This is a genomic window from Tundrisphaera lichenicola, assembly GCF_051175385.1.
Lineage (GTDB): Bacteria > Planctomycetota > Planctomycetia > Isosphaerales > Isosphaeraceae > Tundrisphaera > Tundrisphaera lichenicola.
The window spans coordinates 815,034-836,602 of record NZ_CP195106.1 but is presented as its reverse complement, the minus strand read 5'-3'; the positions used below and the strand labels follow the sequence as shown (position 1 = coordinate 836,602).

Genomic DNA, 21,569 nt, shown 5'->3' with positions numbered 1-21,569 from the left:
GGGTCTGGATCAGTGGAGTGCCGATTTCTTGATGACGCCACCCTGCACATCGGCCAGGGGATAGACGATGATGAAGGCCGAGTCGTCGACGCTGCGGGCGATCGTCTTGACCTTGCCGATCTCGAGCCGGGTCACGACGCAGAAGAGGATGTCCTGGTCGGCCCCCGTCTTCCCCCCTCGCCCCTTGTAGATCGTGACGCCTCGGCCCATCTCGTCGATGATTCGCTGGCGGATCGCGTCATTCCGGGCCGAGATGATGGTGATCGCGGTGTATTCCTCGATCCCGTGGAGGATGAAGTCGAGCGTCTTGCTGGCCGCCACATAGGTCAGGATCGAGTAGAGCGCCGGCTCGACGCCCAGGACCTTCACGGCCGAGAGGAAGATGACGATGTTCAGGCCCAGGATCACGTCGCCCACCCGGAGGACGTGGCTCCGCTTGCTGATCAGCAGGGCGGCGATCTCGGTCCCGTCCAGGACCGCGCCCCCTCGCATCGCCAGGCCGATCCCCGCACCGATGAAGAAGCCGCCGAAGACGGCCGACAGGAGCTTGTCGCTGGGGGTCAGGTCGGGAAAATGGATGAAGGCCAGGGCTAGGGCCAGGGCCAGGATCGCCGAGGCGCTCCGGATCGCGAAGGCCAGGCCGATCTGGCGGTATCCCAGGAGGATGAAAGGCAGGTTGATCACCACCAGGAATGGCGGAAGGGGGAGATGCAGGACCTCCGCCAGGAGCATCGAGATGCCGGTCACGCCCCCGTCGATGAAATGGCTGGAGAGGAGGAACCCCTCCAGCCCCATCCCCGCCGAGAGCACCCCCGCCACGATATAGGCGACATTTGTTAATTCCTTCAGTGTCCGTTTCATGCAAGACAAACTAACCGGACTCGCCAGCGGAGGCAACCTCGGAGAACAGGACCACCGGCGTCCCATCGGGGTCCGCCAGGCGGATCTCGCGGTAGCCCTCAGGGCTCTCGGACGCCTCCGAAACCGCCACCCCCGACCCCACCAATCGGGCCCGCTCGGCGTCGACATCCCCGACCCGGAAGACCAGACGGACCGCCCCCCGTCCCTCGACCGCTGCCCCCTCTTTCAACGCGACCTTGCCCGGACCCGCCTCCAGCAGGACGAACCCACCCCCGGGGTCATCCAGGATCGGCCGGAGGCCCAGGAATTCGGCATACCAGCGACTCGATGACGCCCGGTCGGCGACGCGGACCTCGACCATGAATAGCTCGGCCATGGTGTCGTCCCGGATCCCGGACCGTCGAAACGAACATCCTTCGCCATCGCCCGGACTCTGGCAGGTCGCACCCCACCCTACCAGAAACGGGCGTCCGTGGGTCCGCCGAATGCCGTCGGCCTTTCCTGTTGCCGTTGACCGAAATCGGCATTTGCCTTAAATTTTCGTTCAAGTTCGCCCCAGTCCCGTCCGCAGCAACGCAAGGTCTGATGATGTCGGAAGAAACGCCCGATTCCCTGGAAGCCGCCCGCCTGGAGAAGCTCCGGAGGATCGAAGCCCTGGGGCTCGACCCCTGGGGCCGGAGGTTCGACGATCATCGGGCGATCTCAGAGATTCGCGCGATCCCGCTCCCCGAAGCCCCGGAAGGCGAGGAGGTCCCGCGACCCTCGGCCCGTATCGCCGGGCGGATCGTCCTGAAGCGAGGGCAGGGGAAGGTCAACTTCCTCCAGGTCCGCGACTGGACCGGGACGATCCAGGTGATGATCGGCAAGAACCAGGTGGGCGAGGCCGGCTGGGCCCTGGCCCAGGAATTCGACCTGGGCGACCTGATCGGCGTCGACGGGGGCCTCGGCCTGACCAGGACGGGGGAGCTGACGGTCTTCGCCACCGGCCTGACGTTCCTGAGCAAGAGCCTCTCGCCCCCGCCCGAGAAGTGGCACGGCCTGACCGACATCGAGAAGCGGTCCCGGCAGCGGTACGTCGACCTGGCCCATAACCCCGAGAGCCTCGAAGCCTTCCTCGGCCGTTCGAAGGTGGTCGCGACGTTCCGCAAGGTCCTGGCCGACCGGGGATTCGTCGAGGTCGAGACGCCCACGATGCAGTCGATCGCCGGGGGCGCGGCGGCCAAGCCGTTCGTCACGCATCACAACACGCTCGGCCTCGACCTCTTCCTGCGGATCGCCCCCGAGCTGTATCTCAAGCGGCTCCTGGTCGGCGGGATGGAGCGGGTCTTCGAGATCGGCCGGGTCTACCGGAACGAGGGGATCAGCCCCAAGCACAACCCCGAGTTCACCATGCTGGAGGCCTACCAGGCCTTCGGCGACTACCACAGCATGATGGACCTGACCGAGGCCCTGATCGTGGGCGCGATCGAGGCCCTCGACGGGAATTTCCAGCGTCCCTGGGGCGAACACGTCGTCGACTTCACCCCGCCCTGGCCGCGCAAGTGCTACCTCGACCTGTTCCGCGAGTACGCCCAGGTCGACCCGTCCGACCTCCACGCGGTCCGTTCCAAGGCCGAGTCGCTGGGGATCTCGGCGGCCGGCAAGGATCACGACGTGATCATCAGCGAGGTCTTCGAGGCCACCGTGGAAGACGCCTTGCACGGGCCGGTCTTCGTGATCGACTACCCGGCGGCGATCTGCCCGCTGACCAAGCGGAAAACGTCGGACCCCTCGGTGGCCGAGCGGTTCGAGCTGTTCGTCCGAGGGATCGAACTGGCCAACGCCTACACCGAGCTGAACGACCCGATGCTCCAGGAGAAGCTCTTCCAGGGGCAGCTCGCCGGGCAGAAGGAAGAAGACTCGATGGCCAAGATGGACGACGACTTCGTCCGGGCCCTCAAGCACGCCATGCCCCCGGCGGGCGGCCTGGGAGTCGGGATCGACCGCCTCTGCATGCTCCTGCTGAACAAGGCCAGTATCCGAGACGTGATCCTGTTCCCCTTGATGCGACCCGAAAATTGACAGAGCCATAGCCGGCAGGGCCTGCCCTACCGAAAACCAACCACGAATGTAGGGCAGGGCTCGCCCTGCCGAGGACGCCGAAGCAGGCAGGGCCAGCCCTGCCCTACCAGAAACGGACCGAGACCGAGTTCCACGGATGGAGCCGTCATGTACAAGTATCTGCTCTGCTGGCGGTACCTGAAGACCCGATACATCGCGTTGGCCAGCGTGATCAGCGTGATGCTGGGCGTGGCCACGATGATCGTGGTGAACTCGGTCATGGCCGGGTTCTCCGAGAAGATGCGCGACCGGCTCCACGGGGTCCTGGCCGACGTCATCGTCGAGTCGCGCGACTTCGACGGCTTCCGGAACTCCGACGAGGTGATGGCCCGGATCGAGGCCGTGGCGGGCGACGAGGTCGTGGCAATGGCCCCGACCATGGAAACCATCGCCATGATGAAGTGGACCTTCAACGGCCATCCGATAACCCGGCCGATCCAGCTCATCGGGATCAAGCCGACCGAGCGGGCCAAGACCGGCGACTTCGCCGAATTCCTCTTCGACGCCAAGGGGAAGAAGATCCCCCCCTCGTTCAAGGTCCCCCAGTGGGTCAAGCTGAACAACCCGGCCGGGCAGATGCTCCAGGAAGAAGAAGACCCGATCCTCCGGCAGGCGCTGGCGGAACGTGTCCAGGAGCAGTCGGCCGAGACCGGGGCGATCGTCGGCTACGCCATCGCCCACGCCCACATCAACGGCAAGGACTTCTGCCTCGCCCCGCCGGGGGCCCGGATCGGCCTGGTCTTCCCCCAGGCGGGCGACCGGCCCAAGGTCACGTACGATGATGCCCTGGTGGTGGGCTACTTCAAGAGCGGGATGAGCGAGTACGACTCGAACCACGTCTACATGCCGCTCGAACAGTTGCAGCGGATGCGACTCCTGGGCGACGGGGAGGGGAATGGTGCGGTCAATCAGGTCCAGATCAAGGTCCGAGACGGCGTCGACCTGGATGCCCTGGCGATGAAGATCGAGGGGGCGCTGGAGGAACTCAAGCCGGGCGGCTACTTCATGGTCTCCACCTGGGAGAAGAAGCAGGGGCCGCTCCTGGCGGCGGTCGCGGTCGAGCAGTCGATCCTGAATATCCTCCTGTTCTTCATCATCGCGGTGGCCGGGTTCGGCATCCTGGCGATCTTCTCGATGATCGTGGTGGAGAAGACCCGCGACATCGGCGTGCTGAAGGCGCTGGGGGCCTCGACGGCGGGCGTCCGGGGGATCTTCCTGGGCTATGGCCTGGCGCTCGGGATGGTCGGCAGCGGCGTGGGGATGGTCGCCGGCCTGATGTTCGTCCACTACATCAACGAGATCGAGAAGGGCCTGAGCATCCTGACCGGGCGCAAGGTCTTCGACGACGCGATCTACTACTTCGACAAGATCCCCACGCTGGTCCAGCCCTCGACGGTCGCCTGGATCGTGGGGGGAGCCCTGTTCATCGCCGTCGCCGCCAGCGTCTGGCCCGCCCAGCGAGCGGCCCGACTCCGGCCGGTCCAGGCCCTGCGGTTCGAGTGAATTCAAACGTAGGGCAGGGCGAGCCCTGCCGCGTCACGGACATCGGCAGGGCCAGCCCTATGGGGAAGGCCCCCCACACGGAGGTGCATGATGGCGATCCACCTGTCGGCGAACGGGCTTGCGAAAGGTTATCGGAAGGGGCGGAACGAGGTCCCGGTCCTCCGAGGGGTCGACTTCGAGATCGAGCGGGGCGAGCTGGTGGCCGTGATCGGCTCCAGCGGGTCGGGCAAGAGCACCCTCCTCCACGTCCTGGGGTTGCTCGACACCCCCGACGAGGGCTCGGTCTGGCTCGACGGAAACCGGATCGATGACGGCCCCGAGAAGCAGCGCGACGAACTGCGGAACCGGACCTTCGGCTTTATTTTTCAGTTCTACCACCTCCTCCCGGAGTTGACGGCGCTGGAGAACGTGATGCTCCCGCACCTGATCCGCCACGGGGTCCTCTCGTACTGGTCGATCCGCAAGCGGGTCCGATCCGAGGCGACCGCCCTCCTGGAGCGGGTCGGCCTGGGCCACCGGCTCGATCATCGCCCCTCGGAACTCTCCGGCGGCGAGATGCAGCGGGCCGCGATCGCCCGGGCCCTGGCCGGCGGCCCGGAGATCCTCCTGGCCGACGAGCCGACGGGAAATCTCGACGCATCCACCGGACAAGGAGTCCTGGAACTACTCCGCGACTTGAACCGGGAGCGTGGGCTGACTATGATGCTGGTCACCCACGACCTCCAGATCGCCCACCAGGCCGACCGGGTCGTTCGGCTCGCGGAAGGGCGAATCGAGGAGTGGGCCCCCGTCCTGGCCTGATCGTCGGCAGGGCTGGGGGCCTTCGTCGACCCTGGGTGGCCAGGAGTTTCCTCGGATGAGCCCCAAGGTCTACATCGGCGGCAAGCTTTACGAAAAAGCTGACGCCAAAATTAGCGTTTTTGATCACGGGTTGCTCTACGGCGACGGGATCTTCGAAGGGATTCGTTCCTACGCCGGACGGGTTTTCCGGCTCGAAGCCCACGTGGACCGCCTCTACGACTCGGCCCGAGCCATCCACCTGCAAATCCCGATCAGCAAGACCGAGATGGCCCAGGCCGTCCTGGACACGCTGGCCGCGAATAAACTGGTCGATGCCTACATCCGGCTGATCGTCACCCGGGGGGCCGGAAGCCTCGGCCTCGACCCCCGCCGGACGACCGATCCCCAGGTGATCATCATCACCGACTCGATCAGCCTGTATCCCGCCGAGCTCTACGAGCACGGCCTGAAGATCATCACCGCCGGTACGATGCGGAATCACCCGGCCGCGCTCAACCCTCGGGTCAAGTCGCTGAACTACCTGAACTCGATCCTCGCCAAGATCGAGGGGACCAACGCCGGCTGCCTCGAAGCCCTGATGCTGAACCACAAGGGCGAGGTCGCCGAGTGCACCGGCGACAACATCTTCATCGTCAAGAAGCGAGAGCTGATCACCCCGTCGGTCGACGCCGGGATCCTGGAAGGGATCACCCGCGAGGCCGTCATCGAGCTGGCCCGAGGGGCCGGGATCGCTGTCGTCGAGCGGACGATGGACCGGCACGACGTCTACACCGCCGACGAGTGCTTCCTGACCGGGACCGCCGCCGAGGTGATCCCCGTGGTCGAGTGCGACGGCCGACCGATCGGCGACGGCAAGCCCGGCCCGATCACCCGCGATCTCCTCGCCCGCTTCCACAGGCTGGTCCGCGAGGGGGAGTGAGTCTCGAAGGCCGAGCCGGATACGCATTCGGGGCTCCCGCCGATTGCCGGAGGGTGCCCCGAATTGCATCGTCCGGCTGTTATCGGCCCGATCAGTAGGCGTCGGCCGAGATGACCTCTTCGCCGGCCCGGGTGCCCAGGGCCCACCAAGTCGGATAGGAGATGGTGTTCTTGATGAACTTCACGCTTCCATCGGCCATGAGCGTGTTGACGCCGCCCGAGTGCCGGCTGGTGGCGAGCACGTAGTCGGCGTGCTGAGCCTGGGGGCAGCAGCCGTTCCGGCAGGCGCTCCACTTGATCTGGCCGCCGCCGTTGGGGGGGATGACCGTGTTGAACATGGTGTACCCCATGGCACCGGTCGCCCAGGTCGTACCCGGGCCGTTGCCCCTCTGGCCGCCCGTCTGGAATGCAGTCGTGCAGGCGGCGATGTCCGACTGGAGCAACGCCAGCCCGGCGGCATTGACGTCGAGCCGGTTGGCCGCCTGGAGCCCGCCGGCCTGGGTCGAACGCCCGGGCGTCTTGTCGAGCGGGTTGTTCACGACGAACTCGGAGTACGCGATAGTATTCGAGGTCCCATCGGTCATCTCGGCGATCGAATAGCTGTTCTGATAAGCGAAAGTGCCGGTGCTCTTCCGCTTATTGGTGTCGCCACCGGGGTAGCCCCAGGTCGTCGTCCCCTGGCTCGCGGCATAGCTATTGAAGAACCCGGCCTTTCCGGCGTTGCCATCGGACGGGCAGAGGAAGCTGTTGATGATGGTCTGAGTCGACGTCGAATTGATCGCGAAGGCGATGTTCCCCGACCATTCCGGCGCCCAGCTGAAGTTGGCCGCGTTATAGATCGCCGTCTGCTCCATGTACCCGAGCAGCATCCCCTGGGCGCTCCAGCCGGCCCAGTCCTGGATATTGCCGGGCGAGGTCGGCCCCAGCGATGCTCCGAGGGGGAACGAGTTCACCGCCGTGTGATAATTATGCAACCCGATGCCGATTTGCTTCAGATTATTGATGCATTGCGACCGACGGGCCGCCTCGCGGGCCGCCTGCACCGCCGGAAGTAGCAGCGCGATCAGGACCGCGATGATTGCGATCACGACCAGTAACTCGATCAGGGTGAACCCACGCTTGGTAGAATTTCTCAATGAGGCCTCGTTTCGGGAATTGAACTGAAGACAAAGGGAGCAGAACCGCGGGCCCACGAAGGCGCGCGGTCAACCACCGAGGGCCCCGCGGAGCCCTCTTGACACGATTAACCAGACGGGCGTCCGTCGGGGAACCTCAGCTGCCCCCGCCGTAAATCCACTCGCCCAAACGAACTAACAGGAGCGATTTCGCTGCACTCGGTCATTAGCGATCTTTGCGACCGACCAGGCTCAGCGTCCCTTCTTTTTCTTCTGGGTTTTCATGAAATTCTCCATGCTCTCGTTAGCCTGCTTCGTCTCGGGTGCGACCTCGCTCCGGGTGCCCGTCGCGGGAGCGGAATCTCCGCAGCCGACCGGGCCGAGGCAAAGAAAGGCCGATACCGAGAGGATCAGCGAGCGTCGAGTCACGGAGTTCGGGGCGCAGTTCCGCATGGAGAAAAACTCCGCATGTGCCGGTCGATAATACGAGCATTGAGACGCTTGAGAGGGTAGATCATCGAACCATAGCATCGTCGTAAAAGTAATGCAATAAAATTCTTAGACAACAAATCCACACGATATCATCCAACATATTCCGCCTCGTCGAACCCGAAGATCGGCCCAAGCTCGATCGAGCATCCTGGGCCGCCTTGGAGGTCCCCTCGCGAATCCGCACGATCGCCGAAGGCGTTGCCTGCGAGTGAGGGGCTTGCCCGCCTCGGCCTCGTCGCCGAGGAGCCGATCTTGATCGAGGCCCTGGACCGGCTGGCCTCTTCCCGGCCAGACTATCGACAGACCTGGCACGACGCCCGGTCGCACCAATCGAGGAGAGCCGGCCCGTGGACGAGCCGATGGACGAGCGTCGCGTGATCTTCCGAGGTCGCAAGATCGACCTGGCCTTGCAGCCGGTCCGGCTGTCCGACGGGACGGTCGCCGACCGCGAGGTCGTGGTCCACCGGGGGGCCGTCGCGCTGATGCCGATGGTCGACCATGACCATGTCTGCCTGATCCGGAACTTCCGGTACGCCGTGGGCCGGACCCTCCTGGAGATCCCCGCCGGGACGATCGACGAGGGGGAGACCCCCGACTCGACCGCCGGCCGGGAACTGGCCGAGGAGACCGGCTACCGGGCCGGCTCGATCACCCGGATCGCCGAATGGTACGTCTCGCCCGGAGTGATGAACGAGCGGATGTACCTCTACCTCTGCGAGGACTTGCAACCCGGCCCGACCGACCATCAGCCCGACGAGAAGATGGAGACGGTCGTCGTCCGCTGGGACGAGGCCATGACCCTCGTCCGGGACGGTCAGATCGAGGACGCCAAGACGATCCTGGCCCTCCTGCTCTGCGACCGACTCCGGAGTAACAACGTGGTGGCCCCCTAACGGGGAAGCGCGTCGGACAGCCATCGCTGGTCGAGCGAGACCAGGGAGGCCCCCCCGCCCTTGTCATCGCGGCCGACGATGATCCCGATCAGGATCGGCCGGGGCTTCCCATCGGACCCTTCCCGGACGACGAAGACCCCGCCCCCGGAATCGCCGGGAATCGGCTTGTAGGCGGGCCCCCACTCCAGCCATCGGGGGTTGGAATAATTCCCGGCCCGGACCGCGTGCTCGACCCCTCGACCGTCGATCATCCGGACGGCGACGGTCTGCCCCACCGGGCCCGGGAAGCATCGGGCCGAGAGCGCGGGCGCGGGCTGGATGGCCTGGAACGCCGGGCCTCCCGGCCGCTTGCTCCCCTCGAATCCGAGGCGGATCACCGCGTTATCGGGCCCGGGGACCTCCCGGCCGTCGTGGACCCGGTACGAGGGGTTCCGGATGATCGAGAGGACGGTCCCCTCCACGATCTCGGATCCATCGAGGATCAGCAGGGCCGGCCCGCCCTGGTCCTCGGCCGACAGGCAGTGGGCGGCGGTCAGCAAGGTCATCGTCTCATCGGCCCGGGCCATGACCGTCGCCCGGAACTGGCGACGCGACCCGTCCCGCTCGATCGCGACGGTCACCTGGGTCGCCCGGAGGCCGGGCGTCTCGATGTCGGCCCCCGGGGCTTCTCTCGTGACGAGGCAAGACAGGATCATGACGACGAGGCAACGGGCCGCATGGGACATGAGAACCTCGGTGCGGGGTTGGGCGATTCCAGCGGCCCGGGTTCACAATCGGACGGCCGCTTTTGGGATCCTAGCTCGTGATGACGTGTTTTGACCCTCGAAGAGTCTACGCCCCCCTCGTTCGCGAGGGTATCTCCGAATCGGGGCACGGCACCAGCACCTTATTCTAACAAAGCCGAACAGACCTGAGCCTTCACCACAATCAAAACCTACTCCGCCGGGGGAGCGAATGCCCGAGGAATCCTGTGCTTCCGCAATGCCTCGACCCTTGGACGGGTCGCCCGAACAGGAAAGCACTCCGGAGGGCCTGGCGATATCCGACCGATCTTCCTCGACCTCCACCGCGATTCATCAATCGCTGATCACGGACAAGGCGATTGTGAGCGGCCTGAGTCGGCGATACCTTCAATCTCGCCGTCCCAACTCAGCTTCGATTTCGATTCTCGCGGGTGTTCGATGGATCCTCGATCGAATCCGAATCAGCCCCATGCCATCGCCTTGCAGCTCTGGACGATCCGGGAGGAGCTGGCGTCGGACCCCGACAAGGCACTGAAACGGGTGAAGGCGGCCGGTTTCTCGGCCGTCGAGGTCGCTCCTCCGCCGCCGGGCCTGACTCCGGGACGCCTCGCCGAACTCCTGGCAGATCACGAATTGTCCGTGGTCTCGATTCATGGCGACCTGCCCACCCCTGCCAACATCGACTCGTGGGTCCAGATCGCGAGCGAGTGCCGATGTTCCAGGATCATCTGGCATGGCTGGCCGCGCGACCCGCGATTCGATTCGCGCTCGGGGATCGATGAGCTGATCTCGGCCTTCAATGAAGCCGGGACCCTCGCCCGGGATCATGGGCTTCAATTCGGGCTTCACAATCATTGGTGGGAATTCGAGCCGGTCGGCGGAGCGATCCCGATCCGGCTGTTCCACGAGCGGTTGCACCCCGAAACCTTCTGGCAACTGGATATCTACTGGGCGCAAACGGCCGGCATCGATCCTGCAAGAGTTCTCTCGGAACTGATGACGCGAATCGGATCGATTCATTGGAAAGACGGGCCGGCGGTCCACGGCGAGCCGATGACGGCGCTCGGTCGCGGCCGGGTGAATCTCCCGAGGATCCTCCAGGCCCTGACAGATCCGGTCGACTGGATCATCGAACTCGACGAATGCTCCACAGACCCTCTCGATGCCGCCCGGCAGGGTCTTGCCCACCTCGAATCCTTGCGATCCGAGGCGAAACGCCCCTGAAGACCGCGAGCCTTGCTGCTCATGAACCAGACCGAACTCCTCCGCGTGACCGACCTGGGACTCTACTGCGAGGTCGGGGATTTCTACGTCGACCCCTGGCGGCCCGTGCCCCGGGCGGTCGTCACTCATGCGCATGCCGACCATGCCTGCTGGGGTTGCGGGCGCTACCTGACTTCGAGCGAAGGGGCGGCGGTCCTCCAGGTCCGGATGGGACGCGAGGCGATCATCGACGCGATGCCCTATGGTCAGTCGGTCGACCTGGGGGGCGTCCGGGTCTCGCTCCACCCGGCCGGGCACATCCTGGGGTCGTCGCAGGTTCGGCTGGAATATCGAGGCGAGGTCTGGGTGGTCTCGGGCGATTACAAGGTCGAGCCCGACGCGACCTGCTCGCCGTTCGAAGCGATCCGATGCCACACGTTCGTCACGGAGTCGACCTTCGGCCTGCCGATCTATCGGTGGCCGTCGCAGGAGTCGGTCTTCGCCGAGGTTAACGCCTGGTGGCGGGCGAACCAGTCGTCGGGGAAGACCAGCATCCTCCTGGGTTACGCCCTGGGGAAGTCGCAGCGGCTGCTCTCGGGGCTCGACCCTTCGATCGGCCCGATCCTCACGCATGGGGCGGTCGAGAAGCTGACCCGGGCCTATCGCGAATCCGGGATCGACCTGCCGCCGACCTCGTACGCGGGGGCGGCGATCAAGGGGAAGGACTGGAGCCCCTCGATCGTCGTCGCCCCCCCCTCGGCGCAGGGGACGCCCTGGGCCCGGAAGTTCGGCCCGGCCTCGTACGGGATCGCCTCGGGCTGGATGACCATCCGGGGGACCCGTCGCCGGAAGGCGGTGGACCGAGGCTTCGTCCTCTCGGACCACGTCGACTGGCCCGGATTGCTGGGCTCGATCGAGGCGACCGGGGCGAACCGGGTCCTGGTCACTCACGGGTACACATCCGTGGTCGTCCGATATCTCCGAGAGCGGGGGATCGAGGCCGAGGTCCTCCCCACCCGCTACGAGGGGGAACGAGACGACCCGCCGGAACTGGAAGACCCGGCCCCAGAGTCGCCACCCTGAGCGTTCGGGGTCTGGCCCGAGTTCAGTTGGCCTCGGCGTGGGCCAGCCCCCGGTCCCAGGTTCGGACCCGGTTCCTGCCGGCGTGCTTGGCCTGGTAGAGCGCCTGATCGGCATGGTCGATGAGGGCCTCGATCGCGGCGGCCTCGCCATCGGAGATCGAGGCGACCCCCGCGCTGATGGTGACCCGGAGGGAAGCCGGTCCGGCGTCGAATGACTCGGCCTCGACATCCTTCCGGACTCGCTCCCCGACGGTCGCCGCGGTGACGAGGTCGGCACCCGGGAGCAGGATGGCAAATTCCTCGCCCCCGTACCGGCAAGCGATGTCGCCGGGCCGGACCGCCTCGCGGACCCTCCGCCCGAGTTCGCGAAGCACGCGATCCCCGGCCGAATGGCCGAACCGATCATTGATCAGCTTGAAGTGGTCGACGTCGAGGATGATGACCGAGACCCGGCCGCTCCCGACCTCCGCCTCGTTGAAGAAATGGCGACGATTGAAGAGCCCGGTCAGGGAGTCGGTTCGCGAGGCCCGATCGACCTCCTGAAGCGCCTCCTGGAGCGCCTGGGATTGCTGGCGGATGACCCATCGTTGCAAGAAGTCCGATCGGTTCTGACGCTCCAGCGAATAGGAGACGCTGGCCGCCAGGAGTTGGGCCGTCCAGAGGAACATCGAGTTATTCAGGGCGACTCGAGGCGTGGCGTCCGACCAGAGCGCCAACTCATAGGCGACCAGGACGACCAGCGTGACCGCCATCGAGGCCCGGAACCGTAACCCCGGGCAAATGCTGCAACCCATGGTAACGAGCATTAATGCGGCATAGTAATAGCGGTGCCCCTCCGCCCCGGCCACGACGATGATCGCGATCATGATCAAGCCGGAGACGAGGTCGACCACCAGGAGGGTCGGCACCATCAGTCGGTCAAATCGGCGGGAGAACGAGAGGATCGAGGCGACGAGGAAGACCGGGCAGGCCACACCGACGCGGAACGACCAGGCAATGTCGGCGATATCGGGAAGAACCACCCGATCCACCAGCGCCCAGACGGCGAACACCACCAGGCCGAAGATCAAGTTGATCCTGACCCCGGCGATCGATCCGGCGAAATAGTCCGACCGAAATGCGGCTTCGACCCTGGGCTCGGTGAAGCGCAGCCGCCCGAGCTGGGCGACGAACGACTCGGGAATCGAGCCGGGATCGAGCCTCGCCGGATACGATCGCCGGTCGAAGTGGAGGGGGGACGATGTTTCGATCATGCCCTCAACAAACCCCCTGATCGATCTTCCCGATGTCCCCCCGATAGTAGCCCTGGTCGAAGGAAAGGCGATCGGAACTCCAGACCTCCAGCCCCAAGCATAGTTCACCGTTCGATTCGAGGAGAATGATCCGCAGCCCGGAGCGGTGGGAGGGGAGGGCAGGACCTGGCCAGGACCCTTGACCGATCCCACCGTCAGACGCGACGATCTTCCGGGAGACGACGCCGGGCGGACGAGTCTCGTGACGTCCGTTGGGCGGAATCATCAAGGGACTGCGACTCGACGATGAAAGATTTCGCCGAACTCTATGCCGACCTTGACGAAACCACCCGAACCGGCGAAAAAGTCGAGGCCTTGACCGCCTACTTCGCCCGGGCCAGGCCGGCCGATGCGGCCTGGGCGGTCTACTTCCTGATCGGGCGGAAGCCGAAGCAGGCGGTCCCCTCGAAGAAACTCCGCGAGTGGGCCGCCGAGGCCGCCGGGGTGCCCGACTGGCTCTTCGGGGAATCGTATGATGCCGTGGGCGACGTGGCCGAGACCGTCGCGCTGCTCCTGCCGACGGCCGGGCGTTCGAGCGACCTGCCGCTGAGTTTCTGGGTCGCGAAGCTCCTGACCCTCCGCGACTCCGACGAGCCCGCCCAGAAGGCGGCGATGCTCGAAGCCTGGGGCTCGATGGACCGGACCCAGCGCTTCGTCTGGAACAAGCTGATCAGCGGCGGCTTCCGCGTCGGAGTCTCTCAGCAGCTCGTGACCCGGGCCCTGGCGAAGGCCAGCGGGGTCGAGGCGGCCGTCATCGCGCACCGATTGATGGGGGATTGGGAGCCCGACCCCGCGTTCTACGACCGGCTCCGCCGGACCGACGCGAGGGACGCCGACCACAGCCGCCCCTATCCGTTCTGCCTGGCCCATGCCCTGGAAGGCTCGCCCGAGGGGCTCGGGCCGGTCGAGGACTGGCTCGCCGAGTGGAAGTGGGACGGGATCCGATGCCAGCTCATTCGCCGGGAGGGGGATACCTTCCTCTGGACCCGGGGCGAGGAGCTGGTGACCGATCGCTATCCCGAGCTGGCCACGCTCGGGGCATTCCTCCCCGATGGGACGGTGCTCGACGGCGAGATCCTCCCTTACAGGGACGGTGCCCCCCTGCCCTTCGCACAGCTCCAGAGGAGGATCGGCCGGAAGACGCTGGGCAAGGCGATCCTGGCCGAAGTCCCGGTCGTCCTGGTCGCCTACGACCTGATCGAGCACCAGGGCCGCGACCTCCGCACCGAGCCCTTCGAGCGGAGGCGGGAGGAGCTCTCGGCCCTGGTCGGCTCGATCAACTTGCCGGGACGCCTGATCCTCTCCCCCTCGGTCGCGGCGGGATCGTGGGAAGACCTGGCCGAGGCGAGGCAGGAGTCTCGCGACCGACAGGCCGAGGGCCTGATGCTCAAGCGGCTGGGATCGCCCTACCACGTCGGCCGGAAGCGGGGCGACTGGTGGAAGTGGAAGGTCAGTCCGTTGACCGTCGACGCCGTCCTGACCGCCGCCCAGCGAGGGAGCGGCAAGCGGGCCAGCCTCTACACCGACTACACCTTCAGCGTCTGGGACGACTCGGGCAAGCTGGTCTCATTCGCCAAGGCGTATTCCGGCCTGACCGACGCCGAGATCGCGAAGGTCGACGCCTTCGTCCGCTGCAACATGGTCGAGAAGTTCGGCCCGGTCCGGACGGTCAAGCCGGAGCTGGTCTTCGAGCTGGCCTTCGAGGGAATCCAGCGATCGACCCGGCACAAGTCCGGGATCGCCGTCCGATTCCCGAGGATCCTCCGCTGGCGCGTCGACAAGAAGGCCGAGGAGGCCGACACCCTGGAGACCATCCGGGCGCTGCTGCCGCTAGACCCGTGATCCGTCGGCGATCAAGGGCCGATGGCCGCTGCGGCCTCGGCCTTCGCGCGTTCCACCTCAGCGCGAAGGGCCGGCTCGCTCCGGGCCCGACGCGCCCACCACTCGGCCCAGTCGTACCAGGCTTTGGCCCCGCCCAGGTCGCCCGCCCTGGCCCTGGAAGCCGCCAGCCGATAGCCGTCGAGCTGATCCAGGCCCGGCCGTGATACCCCCCAGATCGGCCCGCCCCGACTGACCAGGACGACGGCCTCGTAGCCCACCCCGGCGAGGAACAGGACCGCCGCGGCCACGGTCCCGATCCGGAAGGCCACCGCCGAACCTTCCCGGGCTCCCCGACTGGCCTGCCCCCGGACGGCCCCGGCCAGCAGCCCGACCAACCCCCCAATGGCCGCGAGAATCAGGCCGGGGATCGACAGGACCAGCGCCGAGGCCAGGAAGACGAGGATCACGCAGAAGCTGATGGCCCCGACGCTGGCGACGACCCAGGGATGGACCCGTCCCCATCGCCAGGCCCGCCGGGGGAACCAGTCCCGATAGACCGAGACCGACTCGCCGGCCAGCCAGTGCTCGATATCGAGGGCCAGGGCCTGGGGCGTGGGGTAGCGATCCTCGGGGTCCAGGGCCATCGCCTTCAGGCAGATCATCGAGAGCGGCGCGGGGACACCTCGGGACGCCCGGTGGGGGGCCGTGAACTGGCCCCGAGCGACCCGGCTGAGGACCTGGCTGACGTCTCCCCCTTCGAACGGCATCCGGCCGGTCAGGAGGTGATAGAAGGTGGTCCCCAGGCAGTAGACGTCGCTAGCCGGCCCGAGCCGGTCGATCTGCCCGGCGGCCTGCTCGGGGCTCATGTAGGCGGGCGTCCCCAGGGGAGCCCCGACCATGGTCTCGACCAGGGCCTCGCGCGAGGGGGCAGGCCCTCGTCCCTCGTCGGGGTCGAAGTTCTTGGCCAGTCCCCAGTCGACCACCAGGGTCTCGCCGAACCGGCCGATCATGATGTTGTCCGGCTTGATGTCGCGATGGATCACGCCCCGGCTGTGCGCGAAGGCGATGGCGTCGCAGGCACCCAGGAAGTGCCGAAGGAGCTTCCGGAACGCGATCGAGCGAACCTCGGGCTCGGCCCCGTCCGGGCCATCGGCCCGATGGTAGGCGGAGATCGCCTCCTTCAGGGTCGAGCCGTCGACGAATCTCATCGAGTAATAGGGCCGACCGTCCGAATAATTCCCCATCCCGTAGATCGGGATGATCCCCGGATGTTCGAGGCTCCCCGTGAACTCGGCCTCGCGAAGGAATCGGGATCGGCTCTCGATCCGGTCCGCGTGACGTTCCCGAAGCTGCTTCAGCGCGACCTCTCGATGGAGCTGCTCGTCCCGGGCGAGATAGACCTCTCCAAGCCCTCCTCTGGCGTGGAGTCGAATCAGCTGGAATCCAGCAGGTCCGGGCGAGAGAGAGTCGGCGTGGAGGGTCTCCGCCCCCGGATCCTGGAGGCGAGTCGCGTAGGGATCGGCCTCGGTCGGCGCGGGCTCGCCGAGCCGGCCGACGCTGGCGGACAGCTCGGGATCGCCGAGACGGGCGATGTCCCCCCGGACCAGCTCGACGAGACTCGACGCGAACGCACCCCGACCGGACTCGGCCTCGCGCTCGTCGAGCCGCTTTCTCGCCAGCTTGTTGAGGATCTCCTGGGCCTCGGCGTCGATCGCCCGATGCTTCCGGAGGATCTGGTCGATCGGACGCGAGCGATCCGCGACCCAGGCCTTGAGGGCCTCGATCAGCGCATCGCGGTCGATCAGGTCCATCTGGAGCGCCAGGAGGCCGAGCAGGAGGGTGCGATCCGCGTCCACCTTCGACTTCGCCATGAGCCGGGATCTCTCGCCGAGGGAGGCGGGCGGGCCGGGCTCACCCGGGCCGGTGCCACTTCCCGAGGCACCATGATCCCGTCACGTCGTTCCGAGGGCAATCCCAACCCGCCGGCTCATTCATCGGTGTTCATTTTTCTCGGGTTAGAACTGCTTTTCTCCCCCGGATCGTAGCCGACGGCCGAGGAGGTCCGGTATAACCGCCCCTGTCCCGGGCGGGTCGTGACTCACGATCGAGGAGCCTCGGGGACGATCCGGACCGGGGAAGCTCATGGCGGGATTGCGATCGGGTCGATCCAGACGCGGCTTGATTTCCGGCCTGATCATCGGAGCCGTCGCACTGGGGTCGGTCGGCCTGAATACCGGGATCTCTTCGCCCCCTCGCTATGACGGGGCCGGTTACGCCGTCCTCGGCCTGGCCCTTTCCACCGGGCAAGGGTATCGCGAGATCCACACGCCGGGCCGAGAGCGGCATACCCACTATCCGCCCGGCTATCCCCTGGCGCTGGGGGGCCTCTGGCGATTGACGGGGCGATCCGCCCAGGCCGCGCATCTCTTCTCGGTGGCCTGCACATTCGGGGCGATCCTCGCCGGTTGGCGATGGTTCGGGTCGATGTACCGCCCCGGGATCGCACTGGCCGCCGGGCTGGCCCTGGCGGTGAATTGGACCTGGGGACGGGTCGGCGGGGCGATCTTCTCCGAACCGATGTATCTGCTGCTGGGCCAGCTCGCGATCCTGGCCACCTTATGGGCCGCCCGCCGAGGCGGGGTCGGGCGGGGTCTGATCTTGGGATTGCTGATCGGAGCCTGCGTGCTGACCCGGCACGTCGGCGTGACCCTGGCGGCGGCGATCGGCCTGGAACTCCTCCTCAGGGGACGCCGGTCGATGGCCCTCCTGGCCGGGGCCTCGGCGAGCCTGGTCGTTCTCCCCTGGGTTGCATGGCTGGCGGCTTCGCGACGCCCCACCCAGGTCGGCTTGATCGCGGGCGAGCCCTTGCCCGGTCTCGTCGCCCGCCAGTTCCTCTTCTACGTCCGTCGGATCCCAGACCAATGGATCGCGCCCGTCGTCGAGATCGGCACCGTGTTCGCGAACTCGGCCCCACTTTACTTCCTGGTCAATGCCTGGGCGTTCGCCGCGACGGGCCTGATCGCGTGGGGATGGTGTCGAGCCTTCCCATCGCCCAGGCGTCGGCTGGCAAGCCTGGTCCCGTTGACCACGTTCCCCTTGCTCCTGGTCTGGCCGTTTACCGAGGCCGGGCGATTCTTGATCCCGCTCGTCCCGTGCCTGATCGTGGGGGCAATCGAAGGACTGACCCCGATCGCGGCGATGCTCCGGCTCGAGCGTCCGAGGGCCTGGGCCGCCTGGGCCGTCCTGGCGGCCTCGATCCCCTACCCTGCTTACGCCCTGATGACCGGGCGGGCCGAGGCGCAACGCCGGGCCGATCGAGGCTTCGACGCCGCTTGCGACTGGATCGCCCGGCACGGCGACCGGAACGGGCCGATCCTGACCACCCACGCCGCCGAGGTCTTCTGGGCCACCGGGCGGGTGGGCCTCGCCCCCGACTCGGACGATCCCGAGGACGTGGCCCGGTCGATCGAACGACTCGGCGCGGCCTATTTGATCGTCGATGAAAACCGGTATGCCAGGGCACCCGCCAGCCCGCTGGAGCGATATGTCCGCGAGCATCCGGGGCGGTTCCGACGAGTCTGGGGCCGGGATTCGGACGGGATGACGATCGCCATCGAAGAAGTCCTCCCGGTAACCCTCGGCCCCGCTCTGGTAGAGTGAACGGCCTTGCGACCCCGATTTCCACCGATCTAGAAGGGCTTCTGACCATGAGCTACCGGACCGGTCTGGTCGCGATGATCTTGTTCTCCTGGGCCGTGCCGGTCCTGGCCTGGCAGGCACCCAAGGCGGCCGAGCGGTACCAGCCGACCGAGGCCGAGCGGGCCGAGATCGAGGCGAAGGCGGCCGAACTGGCCGGTTCCCTGGAGGGATTGCGAGCCAAAGTTGGCGACGGGCCGGGGGGCCGAGATGCGATATCCGACGTCGAGGTCTGCCTGATCGCGGCCCGGCGACCCTTGAAGCACGGAGACTTCTTCGAGGCGAAGGATGTCGCCCGGACCCTCAAGGCCCTCTCGATCGGGATGGAGCGGGCCAAGACACTGGCGGAGGGGCACACCCCCTGGGCCGAGGCCACGGGGTCGACGGTCCGGGGGTATCGGTCCCGGGTCGACGGGTCGGTGCAGCCTTATGCGGTGATCGTCCCGGCGGGCCACGCCCCCAACGATCGCCTCCGACTCGACGTCGTGCTGCATGGCCGGGACTCGAAGATCTCCGAGGCACGATTCTTCGACGCTCGCGAGGGCAAGCCCGGACCCGACGACCTCCCGGGGCTGGTCCTCCACGTGTTCGGCCGGGGGAACAACGCCTACCGATGGGCGGGCGAGACCGACGTCTTCGAGGCGATCGACGCGGTCCGCCGGAACTACCGGGTGGATGACCGGAAAGTGGTCCTTCGCGGGTTCTCGATGGGAGGTGCGGGGGCCTGGCACCTGGGGCTCCACCACCCGAGTCGATGGTCCTCCGTCGAAGCCGGCGCGGGGTTCACCGAGACCATCAACTACGCCAAGCTCCGCGACCCCTCCGAGGTCGTCCGCAAGGGACTCCGGATCTATGACGCCGTCGACTACGCCCGGAATGCCTTCGACGTCCCGATGGTCGGTTACGGCGGCGAGAATGATCCCCAGGCCCAGGCCTCGAAGAACATCGAGGAGGCCCTCGTCGCACTCGGAGTACCCATGAAGACCGAGGGGCTGGTCACGAAGGCCGAGGGGATCGACTTCCTCCGGATCATCGGCAAGGGGATGGGCCACGCGGTCGACAAGGAGAGCACCCAGCTCATGCGGACCTTCCACGACGAGCACATCCCGGACGGTCCGCCAAGCCTCGCCCCGAAGATCCGGTTCGTGACCTACACCCTCAAATACAACCGAGTCGGCTGGGTGACGCTCCACCGGCTCATCGAGCATTACCGACCGGCCACCATCGAGGCCAACCGGGAGGGTGAGGTCGCCACCGTCCAGACCGAGAACATCGCCGTCATCGCGATCGACCGGCAGGCCGGGGATACGCTCCGGCTCGATGGTCAGGAGTTTCTCCTTCGAGAAGCCATTGGGGAACTCCTGCCCGACGTCTATTTCCAGAAGACCGATAAGGGCTGGGAAGTCCTCGACCACGACCAGTCGCTCGCCGTCCAGACCAACGAGAAGCGAGAGAAGCACCCGGGACTCCAGGGGCCGATCGACGACGCCTTCGCGGCCCCCTTCCTGGTCGTCCTGGGGACCGGCAAGCCCCACCATCCGGAAGTCCAGGCCTGGGCCAACGCCCGCCTCGAACGGTTCGCCGACGACTGGTCCCGCTTCATGCGCGGTGAATTGCGGATCAAGGACGACGTCGACGTCACCGATCTGGACATCGAGGATCACCACCTCATCCTCTTCGGCGACCCCGGCTCGAACCGCCTGATCGCCAGGATCCTGCCCGGTCTGCCGATGACCTGGACCTCGGCCGAGGTGGGGCTCGGGGGGATGTTCCCGGCGGCCGATCACGCGCCGGTGCTCATCAATGCAAACCCGCTCAACAAGCTACGCTACGTCGTCATCAACAGCGGGTACACCTTCGGGGCCAGGGAATTTACCGGGACCAACGCCCTGCTGTATCCCCACCTGGGGGACCACGCCATCATCAAGATCGGCGAATATGACGATGTGAAGGTTAACGGCTACTTCGATGAGAAGTGGAAGACTCGCTGAGCCTGGGAATTCAACCGTCGGGCGGGGGCCAGGCCCGAGTGGGTCCGGCGCTCGCCGACGATGTAGGTCGGCCGCCGCTTGGACTCCAGGAAGATCAGGCGGACGTATTCGCCGACGATCCCCAGGCCGATCATCTGCATCGACCCCATGAACAGGACCGCCACGATCACGCTGGCCCAGCCCCTCGGGGCCGTCTGGTTTGCGAAGGCGTCGACGAACACCCAGCCCGTCAGCAAGGCGGCCAGCATCGCCGTCGCGACCCCGCCGTAAGTCAGGAGCCGGAGGGGATAGCCGCTGAAGCTGACCAGGCCATCGGCGGCCAGACCAATCAGCGCCCGGAAGGTGTACTTGGGGCGGCCCGCCTCGCGGGCCTCGCGATCGTATTCGACCCCGACCTGGCGGAAGCCCACGAAGGTCCGGAGCCCCCGGACGAACCGGGCCCGCTCGGGGAGGGCGTTGATCGCGTCGACAACTTTCCGGTCCATCAGGCAGAAGTCGCCGCTATCGAGCGGGATTTCCAGGTCGCTGATCGCGTTGAGCATCCGGTAGAACGCGAAGTAGCCCAGCCGCTTGGCCGGGCCTTCCTTGCGGTTCCTACGGACCGCATACACGACATCGGCCCCTTCGGACCATCGATCGACCAGCCGAGGGATCACCTCGGGGGGATCTTGCAGGTCGCCGTCCATCACGACCACCGCCCGGCCTCGGGCATGGTCGAGCCCCGCCGTCACCGCCGCCTGATGCCCGAAGTTCCGGCTCAGGTGGATGACCGAGACCCGCGAGTCCCCCGCCTGGATCTCGTCGAGCAGCCAGGGGGTCGAGTCCCGGCTCCCGTCGTCGACGAAGACCAGTTCGTGAGAGATCCCCATCGTCGAGAGGGTCGCGACCAATCGTCGGTGGAGCGGCCCGACCACCCGCTCCTCGTCGAAGAGCGGGACGACGACGCTGAGGTCGGGGATCGAATCGACGAAATCATCCATGATTTTCGCCACCGTCCATGGTTGGTGAGGGGCAGGACGCTGCCCAAGGAATAACAGGAACGGCCCCATCGTTGAAGA

The 21,569-nt window shown here is 66.6% G+C and carries 18 protein-coding genes; 10 read left to right on the top strand and 8 right to left on the bottom strand.

What is annotated here, in order from left to right; all coding sequences use genetic code 11:
• Positions 1 to 9: 9 nt before the first annotated feature.
• Together P12x_RS03210 and P12x_RS03205 are read right to left on the bottom strand one after the other, a co-directional pair.
• Complete coding sequence (locus P12x_RS03210) at positions 10 to 861, bottom strand: YitT family protein (protein WP_435009389.1); 852 nt, start codon at positions 859 to 861, stop codon at positions 10 to 12.
• Positions 862 to 871: 10 nt separating this feature from the next.
• A complete protein-coding gene (locus tag P12x_RS03205; RefSeq protein ID WP_435009388.1) occupies positions 872 to 1,237 on the bottom strand; it encodes a VOC family protein in 366 nt (121 codons plus the stop codon).
• A gap of 212 nt (positions 1,238 to 1,449) precedes the next feature.
• Between P12x_RS03205 and lysS the strand changes: the two genes are divergently transcribed.
• The 4 genes from lysS (at position 1,450) to ilvE (ending at position 6,184) form a co-directional block, all read left to right on the top strand.
• Positions 1,450 to 2,922 (top strand): lysine--tRNA ligase, encoded by a 1,473-nt coding sequence (lysS, locus tag P12x_RS03200; protein WP_435011756.1) that lies wholly within the window; start codon positions 1,450 to 1,452, stop codon positions 2,920 to 2,922.
• A 147-nt stretch (positions 2,923 to 3,069) separates the two neighbouring features.
• A complete protein-coding gene (locus tag P12x_RS03195; protein ID WP_435009387.1) occupies positions 3,070 to 4,464 on the top strand; it encodes an ABC transporter permease in 1,395 nt (464 codons plus the stop codon).
• 90 nt (positions 4,465 to 4,554) lie between these two features.
• Positions 4,555 to 5,265, top strand: coding sequence for an ABC transporter ATP-binding protein (locus P12x_RS03190; RefSeq protein ID WP_435011755.1), 711 nt, complete (start codon positions 4,555 to 4,557; stop codon positions 5,263 to 5,265).
• A gap of 55 nt (positions 5,266 to 5,320) precedes the next feature.
• Positions 5,321 to 6,184, top strand: coding sequence for a branched-chain-amino-acid transaminase (gene ilvE / locus P12x_RS03185; protein ID WP_435009386.1), 864 nt, complete (start codon positions 5,321 to 5,323; stop codon positions 6,182 to 6,184).
• Positions 6,185 to 6,275: 91 nt separating this feature from the next.
• Here ilvE and P12x_RS03180 read toward each other — a convergent pair whose 3' ends face one another.
• On the bottom strand, positions 6,276 to 7,319 hold the full coding sequence (locus P12x_RS03180) for a DUF1559 domain-containing protein (protein WP_435009385.1): 1,044 nt from the start codon (positions 7,317 to 7,319) through the stop codon (positions 6,276 to 6,278).
• Positions 7,320 to 7,550: 231 nt separating this feature from the next.
• Positions 7,551 to 7,751, bottom strand: a complete 201-nt coding sequence (locus P12x_RS03175) for a hypothetical protein (RefSeq protein ID WP_435009384.1) — start codon at positions 7,749 to 7,751, stop codon at positions 7,551 to 7,553.
• 386 nt (positions 7,752 to 8,137) lie between these two features.
• On the opposite strand from P12x_RS03175, the gene P12x_RS03170 reads away from it, so the two are divergent.
• Positions 8,138 to 8,683: an NUDIX hydrolase gene (locus P12x_RS03170; protein WP_435009383.1), complete on the top strand. Its 546-nt coding sequence runs from the start codon at positions 8,138 to 8,140 to the stop codon at positions 8,681 to 8,683.
• On the opposite strand, the gene P12x_RS03165 is transcribed toward P12x_RS03170, so the two are convergent.
• Positions 8,680 to 9,408 carry a hypothetical protein gene (locus tag P12x_RS03165; RefSeq protein ID WP_435009382.1) on the bottom strand — a complete coding sequence of 243 codons (729 nt, stop codon included), beginning with the start codon at positions 9,406 to 9,408 and terminating at the stop codon, positions 8,680 to 8,682. The two genes, P12x_RS03170 and P12x_RS03165, sit on opposite strands and share 4 nt — an antisense overlap.
• A gap of 456 nt (positions 9,409 to 9,864) precedes the next feature.
• Between P12x_RS03165 and P12x_RS03160 the strand changes: the two genes are divergently transcribed.
• Both P12x_RS03160 and P12x_RS03155 read left to right on the top strand, forming a co-directional pair.
• On the top strand, positions 9,865 to 10,650 hold the full coding sequence (locus P12x_RS03160; RefSeq protein ID WP_435009381.1) for a sugar phosphate isomerase/epimerase family protein: 786 nt from the start codon (positions 9,865 to 9,867) through the stop codon (positions 10,648 to 10,650).
• Positions 10,651 to 10,671: 21 nt separating this feature from the next.
• Positions 10,672 to 11,712 carry a ligase-associated DNA damage response exonuclease gene (locus P12x_RS03155; protein ID WP_435009380.1) on the top strand — a complete coding sequence of 347 codons (1,041 nt, stop codon included), beginning with the start codon at positions 10,672 to 10,674 and terminating at the stop codon, positions 11,710 to 11,712.
• A gap of 22 nt (positions 11,713 to 11,734) precedes the next feature.
• On the opposite strand, the gene P12x_RS03150 is transcribed toward P12x_RS03155, so the two are convergent.
• Positions 11,735 to 12,964 carry a diguanylate cyclase gene (locus P12x_RS03150; protein ID WP_435009379.1) on the bottom strand — a complete coding sequence of 410 codons (1,230 nt, stop codon included), beginning with the start codon at positions 12,962 to 12,964 and terminating at the stop codon, positions 11,735 to 11,737.
• Positions 12,965 to 13,249: 285 nt separating this feature from the next.
• On the opposite strand from P12x_RS03150, the gene P12x_RS03145 reads away from it, so the two are divergent.
• The gene (locus P12x_RS03145; protein ID WP_435009378.1) at positions 13,250 to 14,845 is read left to right on the top strand and encodes an ATP-dependent DNA ligase; all 1,596 of its coding nucleotides are present in this window, start codon (positions 13,250 to 13,252) and stop codon (positions 14,843 to 14,845) included.
• Positions 14,846 to 14,856: 11 nt separating this feature from the next.
• Here P12x_RS03145 and P12x_RS03140 read toward each other — a convergent pair whose 3' ends face one another.
• Positions 14,857 to 16,695 (bottom strand): serine/threonine-protein kinase, encoded by a 1,839-nt coding sequence (locus tag P12x_RS03140; protein WP_435009377.1) that lies wholly within the window; start codon positions 16,693 to 16,695, stop codon positions 14,857 to 14,859.
• A gap of 271 nt (positions 16,696 to 16,966) precedes the next feature.
• On the opposite strand from P12x_RS03140, the gene P12x_RS03135 reads away from it, so the two are divergent.
• Positions 16,967 to 18,484 carry an ArnT family glycosyltransferase gene (locus P12x_RS03135; protein WP_435009376.1) on the top strand — a complete coding sequence of 506 codons (1,518 nt, stop codon included), beginning with the start codon at positions 16,967 to 16,969 and terminating at the stop codon, positions 18,482 to 18,484.
• Positions 18,485 to 18,531: 47 nt separating this feature from the next.
• Positions 18,532 to 20,511, top strand: a complete 1,980-nt coding sequence (locus P12x_RS03130; protein WP_435009375.1) for an alpha/beta hydrolase-fold protein — start codon at positions 18,532 to 18,534, stop codon at positions 20,509 to 20,511.
• Here P12x_RS03130 and P12x_RS03125 read toward each other — a convergent pair.
• Positions 20,481 to 21,491 carry a glycosyltransferase family 2 protein gene (locus tag P12x_RS03125; RefSeq protein ID WP_435009374.1) on the bottom strand — a complete coding sequence of 337 codons (1,011 nt, stop codon included), beginning with the start codon at positions 21,489 to 21,491 and terminating at the stop codon, positions 20,481 to 20,483. The two genes, P12x_RS03130 and P12x_RS03125, sit on opposite strands and share 31 nt — an antisense overlap.
• Positions 21,492 to 21,569 lie beyond the last annotated feature (78 nt).

Coding starts and splice junctions, on each gene's coding strand:
- P12x_RS03210 (WP_435009389.1), bottom strand. CDS start 861: ATGAAACGGACACTGAAGGAATTAACAAATGTCGCCTATATCGTGGCG.
- P12x_RS03205 (WP_435009388.1), bottom strand. CDS start 1,237: ATGGCCGAGCTATTCATGGTCGAGGTCCGCGTCGCCGACCGGGCGTCA.
- lysS (WP_435011756.1), top strand. CDS start 1,450: ATGTCGGAAGAAACGCCCGATTCCCTGGAAGCCGCCCGCCTGGAGAAG.
- P12x_RS03195 (WP_435009387.1), top strand. CDS start 3,070: ATGTACAAGTATCTGCTCTGCTGGCGGTACCTGAAGACCCGATACATC.
- P12x_RS03190 (WP_435011755.1), top strand. CDS start 4,555: ATGGCGATCCACCTGTCGGCGAACGGGCTTGCGAAAGGTTATCGGAAG.
- ilvE (WP_435009386.1), top strand. CDS start 5,321: ATGAGCCCCAAGGTCTACATCGGCGGCAAGCTTTACGAAAAAGCTGAC.
- P12x_RS03175 (WP_435009384.1), bottom strand. CDS start 7,751: ATGCGGAACTGCGCCCCGAACTCCGTGACTCGACGCTCGCTGATCCTC.
- P12x_RS03165 (WP_435009382.1), bottom strand. CDS start 9,408: ATGTCCCATGCGGCCCGTTGCCTCGTCGTCATGATCCTGTCTTGCCTC.
- P12x_RS03160 (WP_435009381.1), top strand. CDS start 9,865: ATGGATCCTCGATCGAATCCGAATCAGCCCCATGCCATCGCCTTGCAG.
- P12x_RS03155 (WP_435009380.1), top strand. CDS start 10,672: ATGAACCAGACCGAACTCCTCCGCGTGACCGACCTGGGACTCTACTGC.
- P12x_RS03150 (WP_435009379.1), bottom strand. CDS start 12,964: ATGATCGAAACATCGTCCCCCCTCCACTTCGACCGGCGATCGTATCCG.
- P12x_RS03145 (WP_435009378.1), top strand. CDS start 13,250: ATGAAAGATTTCGCCGAACTCTATGCCGACCTTGACGAAACCACCCGA.
- P12x_RS03140 (WP_435009377.1), bottom strand. CDS start 16,695: ATGGCGAAGTCGAAGGTGGACGCGGATCGCACCCTCCTGCTCGGCCTC.
- P12x_RS03135 (WP_435009376.1), top strand. CDS start 16,967: ATGGCGGGATTGCGATCGGGTCGATCCAGACGCGGCTTGATTTCCGGC.
- P12x_RS03130 (WP_435009375.1), top strand. CDS start 18,532: ATGAGCTACCGGACCGGTCTGGTCGCGATGATCTTGTTCTCCTGGGCC.
- P12x_RS03125 (WP_435009374.1), bottom strand. CDS start 21,491: ATGGATGATTTCGTCGATTCGATCCCCGACCTCAGCGTCGTCGTCCCG.